The sequence below is a fragment of the Microvirga sp. jy35 genome (genome assembly GCF_056148915.1).
In genome coordinates this window covers 90,088-100,950 of sequence record NZ_JBWBEW010000018.1, presented here as the reverse complement: position 1 = coordinate 100,950, position 10,863 = coordinate 90,088, and the positions used below count along the sequence as shown (strand labels likewise).

General features: G+C 63.2%; 11 protein-coding genes. 8 read left to right on the top strand and 3 right to left on the bottom strand.

Annotation, left to right across the window (positions count from 1 at the left end; all coding sequences use genetic code 11):
• Positions 1-195: 195 nt before the first annotated feature.
• The 3 genes from AC0QTX_RS15190 to AC0QTX_RS15180 form a co-directional block, all read right to left on the bottom strand.
• Complete coding sequence (locus AC0QTX_RS15190; RefSeq protein WP_474604656.1) at positions 196-510, bottom strand: hypothetical protein; 315 nt, start codon at positions 508-510, stop codon at positions 196-198.
• A gap of 18 nt (positions 511-528) precedes the next feature.
• Positions 529-1,515: a hypothetical protein gene (locus tag AC0QTX_RS15185; protein ID WP_474604655.1), complete on the bottom strand. Its 987-nt coding sequence runs from the start codon at positions 1,513-1,515 to the stop codon at positions 529-531.
• A 190-nt stretch (positions 1,516-1,705) separates the two neighbouring features.
• Entirely contained in the window at positions 1,706-2,734 is a 1,029-nt protein-coding gene (locus AC0QTX_RS15180) for an endonuclease/exonuclease/phosphatase family protein (protein WP_474604654.1), read from the bottom strand.
• Between the two features lie 158 nt (positions 2,735-2,892).
• On the opposite strand from AC0QTX_RS15180, the gene AC0QTX_RS15175 reads away from it, so the two are divergent.
• The 8 genes from AC0QTX_RS15175 to AC0QTX_RS15140 all read left to right on the top strand — a co-directional run bounded on the left by AC0QTX_RS15175 (position 2,893) and on the right by AC0QTX_RS15140 (position 10,859).
• On the top strand, positions 2,893-3,087 hold the full coding sequence (locus AC0QTX_RS15175) for a hypothetical protein (protein WP_474604653.1): 195 nt from the start codon (positions 2,893-2,895) through the stop codon (positions 3,085-3,087).
• A 121-nt stretch (positions 3,088-3,208) separates the two neighbouring features.
• Positions 3,209-4,705: a sensor histidine kinase gene (locus AC0QTX_RS15170; RefSeq protein ID WP_474604652.1), complete on the top strand. Its 1,497-nt coding sequence runs from the start codon at positions 3,209-3,211 to the stop codon at positions 4,703-4,705.
• A gap of 137 nt (positions 4,706-4,842) precedes the next feature.
• Positions 4,843-5,931: a TRAP transporter substrate-binding protein gene (locus tag AC0QTX_RS15165; RefSeq protein WP_474604651.1), complete on the top strand. Its 1,089-nt coding sequence runs from the start codon at positions 4,843-4,845 to the stop codon at positions 5,929-5,931.
• Positions 5,932-6,070: 139 nt separating this feature from the next.
• Positions 6,071-6,652: a DUF2939 domain-containing protein gene (locus AC0QTX_RS15160; protein WP_474604650.1), complete on the top strand. Its 582-nt coding sequence runs from the start codon at positions 6,071-6,073 to the stop codon at positions 6,650-6,652.
• A gap of 86 nt (positions 6,653-6,738) precedes the next feature.
• Positions 6,739-7,053, top strand: a complete 315-nt coding sequence (locus AC0QTX_RS15155; protein WP_474604649.1) for a YMGG-like glycine zipper-containing protein — start codon at positions 6,739-6,741, stop codon at positions 7,051-7,053.
• A gap of 391 nt (positions 7,054-7,444) precedes the next feature.
• Positions 7,445-8,527, top strand: a complete 1,083-nt coding sequence (locus tag AC0QTX_RS15150; protein WP_474604648.1) for an AI-2E family transporter — start codon at positions 7,445-7,447, stop codon at positions 8,525-8,527.
• A gap of 177 nt (positions 8,528-8,704) precedes the next feature.
• The gene (locus tag AC0QTX_RS15145) at positions 8,705-9,883 is read left to right on the top strand and encodes a cell surface protein (protein WP_474604647.1); all 1,179 of its coding nucleotides are present in this window, start codon (positions 8,705-8,707) and stop codon (positions 9,881-9,883) included.
• On the top strand, positions 9,876-10,859 hold the full coding sequence (locus tag AC0QTX_RS15140; protein ID WP_474604646.1) for a DUF6384 family protein: 984 nt from the start codon (positions 9,876-9,878) through the stop codon (positions 10,857-10,859). The genes AC0QTX_RS15145 and AC0QTX_RS15140 overlap by 8 nt, the downstream gene beginning before the upstream one ends.
• Positions 10,860-10,863 lie beyond the last annotated feature (4 nt).

Genomic DNA, 10,863 nt, shown 5'->3' with positions numbered 1-10,863 from the left:
TACCTGGTCTACAACAAGAAGACGGGCGTGCTCTCCTATGATGCGGACGGCTCCGGCCGGGGTGCAGCGGTGGAGTTCGCTCAACTGTCGAAGAACCTCGCCTTGAAGAGCACGGACATTTTCGTGGTGTAGAAGACGACCGGCCTCAGCACCGCACGGAGCATTGCCAAGGGCCGGTGCCCAGCATCGGCTCCTTCAGCTGAAGGTGCACGTGTGCTGGCCCTGATCGGCAGACGCCGTCTTGGCGGCTGTCGGTCTGATCACCTTGGCGCCGAGCGGGTCGCTGTACATGTCCGGGCGGGCGGCCACGAAATCCTTGATGAATTTCACGGTCGCCGGATCGGCCTCGACGAAGGCTCCGGCCTCCTCGGCCTCCTTCCTGAACTGCGCAATCTGGCCGTGCCTTCGAAGCAGCCCCAGGAACCGGAAGATGGAATCCAGCGGGATCTTCGACGGTCCCTTCGGATAGACCGGCTTCGGGGCGTCTTCGGAGGTCCTTTTCTGAGTCATGACACTTCTCCCTCGTGGCTATTCGCTGATGACGACGGTCCTTCTGCTGTCCAGGGCGCGCAGCGTGAGAACCTGGTTCACCGCCTCGGCTGCAGCCTGCTGCGTGGGTCCACCGGAAGCGGTGAGAAGGCGGCTGAAGAAGGTGTTCGAATAAAGGGCGCTCCGGATCGGCCCGACCTGCGCCTGCACAGCCGTCGGCAGCGCCAGGCCGACGGTGACCTTGTGGAAATCCTTGCGCTTGAGTTCCGCGTTGAAGGACACGTCCGCAAGACTGAGGTTCTCACCAACCGGAGAAAAAACGACCTTGGGCGTCGCCGATCCGAAGATCGTGGTGGTGAACCCGAGTTCATCCACCATGGTCGGCGGTCCGGCGGCCTCCCCGGCCTTGGGTCCGAGACCTCCGTGCAGGGTCAGGTTCACGAATGTCTGGACCACTTCATTCATGCCGATCCGCCCGGCGATCGGATAGGCATAGTTCGCCGAGACGATCTTCTCATCGCAGTAGCTGTCGGGCACTTCCGCGATCAACGTGCTGAAGGTGTCCGTGACGGTGAAGGATCTGATGTTCTGCCGCTCCCGGTCGATCCCGGCCTTGAGCCCGAGGCTTCTGGAGTTCGTGAGGGGCTTGAGGAAGTTGAGCTCCGTGTTGACGTTGTTCGTCTCCGTCATCTCGAAGGAATAGTTGTAGGCCACCCCGGTCTTCCAGAAGAGATCGAGCACCGTGGAGACCGATCCCTTGAACAGCTTCGGGTGGAACTCCCTGATGGGCCGGCCGGTGTTGTAGAACGTGGCGCCGATGCGTCTTGAATCCGGATCGACGTCCTTGTCGTGCACAAGCCAGCCCACCGCCGAGTCGAACACGGCCTTGCGGGTCTCGCAGCGGATCCGCTTCACGATTTCCAGAGTGGGAACGGCCACATCCTGCGGAACGGGATGGATGGCGCACGATCCGAGATAGGGCGCCAGGAAAACGGCCATGGCGACAGGAACGCAAGTGATCTTCATTGCCTCCCCCTTTGGCTGCCTTTTGACGGCCCGTTTCCTCGCGGGACCGACAGAGTGCTCCGAGCAGCCTCACTGAGGAGATCACAGCTTGGCTTATTCAACCAGAGGTTATAAGCGACTTTCCCCAAGTTTTACCCGGGCGTCAATTTGCCCTGCGAAGCTCCAAAGATTTACTACTTCTGGCTGAAATTCAGAAACTGAGATCCACAGCGATCATCTCGTGGTCCGACACCGCCCTGCCCTCCTTGTCCATCGCCGGGATCACCTGCGGATGGCGGGCCTCAAGGCCGCGCGCCACGAGCCAGTCGAGCTTGCCGAAAGGGGCTTGGTGCTTGTTCGTGGGGCCCGGTGTCTGGGTCGGCACGGCCAGGTTCGCGTGGTGCCAGCCGAACCCGGCCTCGCGCAGGTCGGCGAAGAGCGGCTCGAACCGCTCGGGCGCATCCAGCAGGAGATGCCGCCCGCTCTCGCCGCGCGGCAGGGCCTTGGTGTTGAAGTCGCCGCCGATGACGCAGGCTTCTCCCGGGGCGATTTCGTCCAGGGCGCGCAGCAGAGCTCTGATCTGCCGCCGGCGGTCGGCAGGATCGGTCTTGCTCTCCAGGTGGGTGCTCACGAGCCAGAGCGGCCGGGGCGCCTGCGCCACACGGGCGGCAAGCGCCATCCGTCCGCCGATCCGGCGCTGCGCGCCGTTGATGCCGGGGAACCACAGGCCGTTCTCCTCGCGGGGGATCAGGTGCGGCCGCTCCAGGGCAAGGCCCGTCACGACGGCATTGCCGTGCAGGCCATGGCTGTTGCTTTGATCTGCGGAGCGCTCAATCTCGTCGGCGCTGCCGAGATCGAGCTCCACGAACTCGACCCCGTAGAGATACCCCTCCCCCGTTCCGGCGATCAGATCACGGATGTTGTGCGCGTTGCCGGACCGCGCCATGCCGAGATCGACCTCGCTCAACAGCGTGACCTGCGCCCCCGCCTGCTCCATCAGCCGCCGGACCGCCGGTCTGTTCTTCAGGCGTTGCGCATTGAACGCCGCGATCCTGAGGGAGCCGGTCCATGGGACGGGGGCAGCGGGCGCACCCTGCTCGATGGCGTGAAGGGCCGGGATGCGCTCCAGCAGGCCCCTATGGGCAGCCTTCCCCTGCCCGGAAGACCGTCGGGCATCCTCCAGCAGAGCGCTGTCCGGCCCCTGCAGATCCGGCACGACGTGGTCGATCGGGGAGCGCATGGACGAACCTTCACAAAACCGTCGTCGAGTGTATCCATGGTAAGGCAACGCAATTTGGCGGAAACCGACAGCCAGGGAATTTTTTAGCTTGGCTTTAGGAACTTTTGGCCTAATTAAGCGTTCTGTCGCCACAATAAGCTAAGCCGGGGAGAGGGCCCATGATGTTTTGGGCTGTCGTTGTCGCGCTCGTGTCAGGTGCATTTGCCCATGCGGGTGATCTGTCTTCCACGCTTGTCAGCTTCGCCGAGATCGTCGGCGTCGTCGCCCTGTTCACCCTGATCTGCGCTGCTGAAGCCTTCAGCATTCCGAAGAACTCCTCCTTCGACGAGAAATCGGTTCAGACCGAGTCCTGATCGGTTTGAAGCGGCCGCGGCAGTTCCGGCGTGCGGCTCCGCACGCGCGTGTCTGAAACTTAACAATACGATACGGTCGGTACATTGCTCGCGATGTAAAACCGTGATTATGTTGCAGATCATGAGCATGCCCAACCCGGCCCTGGCCGCGTCCTTCGATCTGGAACAACTCACAAGCGATCTTGTGGCCTCGATCTCCGCCTCTCCGCGGGGAGCGTTGAACGACGCCCTGCAGCAGGCCCTCGCCCGCACGGTCGAGGCGAAGGTCAATGCCCAGCTTGCGGTGCTGCTGGAGGGCATCGGAGACGCCTTCTACTCCCTCGATGCGCATTGGCGCTTCAGCTACATCAACCGGGCTGCGGAAACCTATTTCGGCCTTCCCCGCCAGGCGATGCTCCACAAGATGATCTGGGACGTGTTTCCCGAATCCGAGGGCACGGACCTTCGCCGTCGGTACGAGGAGGTGTTCCTCTCCGGCAACTCCCTATCCTTCGAGGGGGAGGCGGTCGGACGCCCCGGCCGCCATCTGGAATTCCACGTCTTTCCCTATAGCGGCGGCATCGGCGTCAGCTTCCGCGACTGGACGGAGCGCCGGCGCGCCGAGGAGGAGCTGCGCACCAGCGAGGCGCGCCTGAGCGCGCTGGCCAACAACGCGCCCGCCTGCATGTTCTATCAGACCACCCATTCCCCGGAATACCACGAGCGCAGGGTGCTCTACGTCTCCAAGACCTGCGAGCGGCTCACCGGCGTGCCCGCGGAGGAAGCGCAGTCCAACCCGGATCTGCTCTACAGCCTCGTGCTGCCGCAGCACCGGGAGCGGATGCTCGCGCGGCGGCTGGAGAGCCTTCGCGACATCACGGAATGCGAAGAGGAGTTCGAGATCCGGCATGCGAAGACCGGCGAGACCCGCTGGCACCGCATCATCGCGACGCCGCGGCGGCTGGAGAACGGCGGCATCCTCTGGGACGGCATCCAGATCGACATCACCGATCACAAGCGGTCGGAGGAGCACCTGCGGCTCCTGATCAACGAACTGAACCACCGGGTGAAGAACACGCTGGCCACCGTCCAGTCCCTGGCGTCCCAGAGCTTCCGGGTGCTGAGGACCGGCGGCGCGCAGGATCTGCCTGCCCTGTACGGCGCTTTCGAGGCCCGCCTCTTCGCCCTGGCCCGCGGCCACGACATCCTCACCCGGGAGAACTGGGAAGGCGCGGGCCTCATCGAGATCGTCGCCCAGGCCTTTGCTCCCTATCGGGATCTGTCGGAGGATGACGGCCGGATCCGGCTCGAGGGGCCGGATCTCCGGGTCACCCCCTCCATGGCCCTGAGCCTCTCGATGGCGATGCACGAGCTGTGCACCAATGCGGTCAAGTACGGCGCCCTGGGCGCTCCCGAAGGCCGGGTCCGGGTGTCCTGGGCGACCCTCGAGACCCCGTCCGGGCTGCGCCTGGCCATGCGCTGGGAAGAGCATGGCGGACCGTCGGTCTCCCCGCCGTCCAGGAAGGGCTTCGGATCGCGGCTGATCCAGGACGGCCTGGCGCGGGAGCTCAATGGGGAGGTCAGCCTGATCTACCGGCCGGAAGGGGTGGTCTGCACGATCGACGTGCCTCTTTCCTAGGCAGAGCGAACCCGTTCTCAAGCGACGCGTAGATCATTAGTCGATATCGGCTTGACTGTTCTTGCGGAGGGAACCGGATTTAGTGTCAATAGGGCGCAAGTGACGAAGTCACGATCCCAGAGGGAGGAGTTTGTTTTATGAAACGTCGTCAGTTTTTGCAGGCCGCGACGGTCGGCGCCGCCTCGACCGCGGTCGCCGCTCCGGCGATCGCCCAGTCGGCGCCGGAAGTGAAGTGGCGCCTGCAGTCCGGCTTCCCCAAGTCGCTCGACACCATCTACGGTGCGGCCGAGACCATCGCCAAATACGTGTCGGAAGCCACGGACGGCAAGTTCCAGATCCAGCCTTTCGCGGCCGGTGAAATCGTCGGCACGCCCCAGATCGCCGACGCTGTCGGCGGCGGCACCGTCGAGCTGGGCCACACCTGCTCCTACTACTACTTCGGCAAGGACCCGACCTTCGCCATCGGCACCGCCCTGCCCTTCGGCCTCAACGGCCGCCAGCAGAACGCCTGGCTCTACCATGGCGGCGGCAACGACCTGCTGAACGAGTTCTACGCCAAGCACAACCTGTACGGCATGCCTGCGGGTAACACCGGCGTGCAGATGGGCGGCTGGTTCCGCAAGGAGATCAAGACCGTTCAGGACCTGCAGGGCTTGAAGATGCGCATCGCAGGCCTTGCCGGCCAGGTGATGGCGAAGCTCGGCGTGGTGCCGCAGCAGATCCCCGGCGGCGACATCTATCCGTCGCTCGAGCGCGGCACCATCGACGCCGCCGAGTGGGTCGGCCCCTACGACGACGAGAAGCTCGGCTTCTCGAAGGTCGCGCCGTACTACTACTATCCTGGCTTCTGGGAAGGCGGCCCGTCGATCCACCTGTTCGTGAACCAGGCAAAGTGGCGCGAATTGCCGAAGGCGTATCAGGCCATCCTGACCACGGCTTCGAGCTACGCCAACAACGACATGCTGGCCAAGTACGACGCCCGCAATCCGGCGGCCCTGCGCCGTCTGCTCGGCGCCGGCACCCAGCTGCGTCCGTTCTCGCAGGAGATTCTCGAAGCAGCCTACAAGGCCGCCAACGAGGTCTATGACGAGGTCTCGGGCAAGAACGCCGACTTCAAGAAGATCTATGAGAGCGTCCGCAGCTTCCGCAACGAGGAATATCTCTGGTTCCAAGTGGCCGAGTATGCCTTCGACACCTTCATGATCCGGGCCCGCGCCCGCGGCTGATCTTCAGACCAGCCAATCCTGAGAGAGGGCGATCGCAGGATCGCCCTTTTTTATTGTCCGAGGAATGCATACCTGAGGCTGTTCACCGGTCGCCTCACCCCCATGCTGACGGCCCCCGCACCCTTTGACGTTGGACCCGATGCGCTGGACCTTTCGTATCAGCTTCCTTCTGCTCCTGGCGTATGCCATCTTCTTGGTCTCGCCCTTCGTTGCGCTCTACGACCTTTCCAAGGCCGTCCAGGCCAAGGACGTCGCCCGCATCACTGAGCGCGTCAATTTCAACGCTTTGCGCGTCTCCCTCGCCCGTCAGATCCTTGGGGAATACCTGAAGACCCAGGACCTTAGCGAACGCGACCGGCAACTGGCCGCTCAGGCTGGAGCGACCGCCGGAAACCCGTTTCTGGAGGAACTCGTCACGCCTCAGGCCCTGATCGATCTTCTGGAAGACGGGCAGCTGGAGCGGATCCAGCGGGAGGGCGCGGGCGTGCAGGCGATCGGGCTCGATCCCGGTTCGTTCCAACAGGCCTGGCGGATCTTCATCATGTCCGAAGCGCAGGGGTTTCGGGCCATCACGATCCCGCTCACCCCGGACGAGCCCCGGGACCAGCAGTTCAAGGTCACCTTCCGCCTGAGCGGCACCACCTGGCGCCTGACGGGCATCGACCTGCCCGGCACACTCCGGGAAGAATTGATCAAGCGCGCTGCCGCCGCTTCGAAGTAGAGACCGAAGACTATCCTGCCCAAAGGGGAACCTTGAGGATAACCTCAACGTTATTCATCAGAATACATCTGATGAAGGAACGAGTTATGCGTAAACTTGCTATCGGATTGTCTGCATCCGCTCTCATCATCATGCCCCATCTTGCCTTTGCCCAAGAGGGCACGGCAGCGGGCGTTGCAACCGGCGCAGTCGCCGGTGCGGTCGTGGGCGGACCCGTGGGTGCCGTGATCGGCGCGGGCGTCGGAGGCATCGCAGGCGGCGTGGCCGAGCAGAACGCCAAGGCCCAGTCAGCGCCGGGCGTTGTTGTCGTGTCAGATCCTGTAACCACCGGATCCATCCGCCAGCGAACCTGCAGCGTAGACATTCGAGGCAATCAGTCCTGCACGGACGTTATTCGCTAGCCAAAATCAACAGTCAAACTATGCAAAACCCGCCTGAAGCTATCAGGCGGGTTTTGAATGGGCATCGATCAGGTTTAGGTGCACAGAATACTTCAACTGGACGGAATGAGCGACTTTCCGATCAATGAACGAAAAGCCAGCCCACTGTAGCAAGCGGAAAGACTGTACCGAGAATAAAACAGATGACATTCGATGTCATTTGACTTCCCTCCATGCCAGAACAACCATGAATTTCTCATAACGTTCCACAATGTTGGGAATGTATTTCGCCTTATACAGTCAAGTTATGAAGCGCTAATCCCTAATCGCTTCATGAATACGCTCGGCTCATAATTCGGAACCGAGCTTCGCCGTTTCCATTGTCAATGCGCAAGTGGAGAGGGCGTAAACGATGGATGACCAGGACCGTTCCCGACTGGGGATTATGAGAGATGCGGAATTCATCCGTAAGTTCCTCATCGCACTCGGCCTTGGGCTGTTCGCTCTCCTCCTCTGGAAGCTGTCGGACGTTCTTCTGCTGGCCTTCGGGGCTATCCTGGTCGCTCTCCTCCTGCACTCCGCCGCCGAGGCACTGGAACGCTACCTGCGGGTGCCCAGTCGATGGAGCCTCACGGTTGCGACCCTTCTCATCTTCGTAGCGCTCCTGGCCATGATGGCCTTGTTCGGAACGCAGGTCCGGGCGCAGTTCTCCAACGTGGTGGAGCGACTGCCCTTTGCGGTGGACAACTTTTCCAAGAATCTCGGCCTCGGCGCCGTCAGCGACGACCTTTCCGAGATGATGAACAACGCGCCGAACGGGAGCATGGCAGCACGCATTGCCGGTGTTGGCGGCGCCATTCTCGATGGATTGGCGGACTTCATCCTCGTGGTGATTGCCGGTATCTATATCGCGGCGGCTCCACGCCTCTATCGGCAAGGTTTCGTCAAGCTGTTCCCGATCCGTCATCATGAACGGGTCGAGGACTCACTGCACGCGTCCGGGCAGGCCTTGCGCCTTTGGCTGACGTCTCAGCTGATCGCCATGGCATGCGTGGCGGTTCTGTCGACCATCGCCTATTGGCTCATCGGCTTGCCCTCCGCCATCGCCCTAGGGCTCATCGCAGGCCTGGCGGATTTCATCCCTTTCCTCGGCCCCATTCTCGGCGCGCTTCCGGCCGTGCTGATCGCCTTCAGCGTCAGCGGAGAGGCTGCTCTCTGGACCGTTCTCGCAATGCTGGTAATCCAGCAGATCGAGGGCAACGTGATCTTCCCCCTGGTGGCCAGAAGCATGATCAGCATCCCGCCGGCCCTGGCGCTCTTCGCAATCCTGATCGGCAGCGTCCTGTTCGGCACGCTTGGCTTGATCTTCGGCTTTCCCCTCGCCGTGGTGACCTACGTCCTGGTGAAGAAGCTCTACGTCCGGGAGACCCTCGGCGAGCACACGGATGTTCCGGGTGAGGATGAAAGCAACAGGTCGCAGGAAGTCGGTTCGTAACGCCGCGATGAGCGTTTCATCGCAAGCAACTGCTAGGCTGTGCGTCGGGCGCTTCCGGGAACCCTCGATCCGATTGCACATTAGACCGCTGTGCTTTCGCTGGCGCCCGTCGATGCGTTGCGCCGGCAATTTCCAGAGAACGGCTGAGAGGCCGCGATCTGGTCCGGAGGAGATCCCATGTCCGATATCGTCGTTAAAACGCCCCTGCAGTATCTCGATAAGGCGACATCAGCCCTGCGGGAGCTCGGGATCATCCCGCCTCAGGCCATGGACGCCCCCATCAACGGCCTTCTGGAGAAGATCTCGGACCTCGATCAGGACCGCATCGTGATCATTGCGCGCACCCTGGGGCAGACCAGCGTGTTCAACGAAGTGGTGCGCGAGCAGACACAGGCCATGGAGATCGGCGAGCGCTACCGCGAGATCACGGAATCCTTCAACTCGATCCGTGACGACACGAAGAAGATGGTCGACCAGCTGGACGATCAGAAGATCGATCTGTTCGAACGCATCAACAACGTTTGGATGAAGATCTCCCGGGGCGATGTCGCGGACCGCTTCGACAAGATCAAAGAGGTCTATCTCGACGTGACCCGGTCGACCAAGGACCAGATTCAGCGCGAGCAGATCATCCTCGACGCCTATCGCGACTTCCGCGGCGCTCTCAAGCATGCCGAGGTCATGGCCCTCGAGGTGCTGCAAACCGCCGAGCGGAAGCTCGAAGCCGCCAGGGCGGAGCTGCAGCGCGCCTCCGATACGGTAGCGAATTTCCAGGGCACGGAGGTGGCCGAGCGCGCGCGGCTCGAGCTCACGCGAGACGAACAGCTCCGCCGCACTCAGGACGAGGAGAAGCGCTACCAGATCGCCAAGGACCTCTCCGACAACCTGACGATCGGCTACAATACCTCCGAAGTGATCATGGCGCGCCTGATGCAGATGACGAACGCCAAGGAGCGCGTCTATGCCCAGGCCGTGTCGTTCTTCTCCACCAACGACTCGGTGTTCACCGCCTTGAAGGCGTCGTTCACCGGCATGTTCGGCCTGAACGAGGCGACCCAGACCCTGAACGAGATGAAGGAAGGCGTGTCCCGCAGCCTGGAGGTGCTGGCCGAGATCGGCGATCAGGTGGGCGAGGCCGCCGTGAGGGCGGGCTATGGCCCCACCATTCGCGCCGATGCGGTGAAGAAGCTCGTGGATTCGGTGATCACGTTCCAGGAGCGCTCCCAGGAGATCATCGGCGAAATGCGCCGGCTCTCGACGCAGAACTCGGCCGAGATCCGCGACGCGGTCGAGGACGGCAAGCGGCGCATCGCGCGCCTCGTGGCGGAAGGACAGGCGCTGCCGCCCAATGGCTGAGATGGTCGCCACACCGCCCGCGAGCCCTCCCGGCCAGCCGCCCCGGGACCTCGACGAGGTGATGCTCGCAATGGACGTGGTGGACACGCTCCGCCACCAGGAGATTCTCGTCAGCCGCGAGCTGAGCGAGCATGACCGCGACGCACAGCTGCTGCATCGGCTTCGCGAGATCTACCACGGTCAGGGTATTGAGGTTCCCGACCGGATCCTGCAGGAGGGTGTGCAGGCGCTCAAGGAGCAGCGCTTCATCTATACTCCGCCGGGCCCGAGCTTCGCCCGGACCGTGGCGCGGGCCTGGGTGAACCGCGGCAGGATTGGGCGGCGCCTGCTCACCCTGCTGGCCCTGCTGGCCTTCGGCTGGGGCGCCTACCACTTCGGCGTGGTCGAACCGGCTCGCCAGCGGGTGGCGCAGGAGCAGGCTCAGACCGAGCGGAACCGGATCGAGCTGGCCACACGATTGCCGACCGCCCTGGAGCAGGGTCACGAGGACGTGCTGCGGGAGGCGCAGGTGCCGGTCGCCCGTGAAAGGGCCGACCGGCTTCTGGCGGAGGGCAAGACCGCCATCGCGCGCGGTGATGCCGCCGGAGCGCGGCAGGCCATCAGCGATCTGGAGGTCCTGCGCGCGGAGCTGCGGCGCGAATATGTTCTGCGGATCGTCTCCCGCCCTGGGGAGCCCACCGGTGTCTGGCGCGTGCCGGAGCGCAACCCGGCCGGCCGGAACTATTACCTGATCGTGGAGGCGGTCGCCCCCGACGGCCGGGTCCTGAGCCTGCCGGTTACGAACGAAGAGGACGGCCGGACCGTGACGGCGTCGAAGTGGGGCGTGCGCGTGAGCGAGACCACGGCCATGCAGGTGCAGCGGGACAAGAACGACGACGGAATCGTGCAGCGCAACCGCCTCGGCGAGAAGCGCCGGGGCCAGCTCGACGTGGATTATCAGATCCCGGTTCTCAATGGTGCGATCACACAATGGTAGGGCG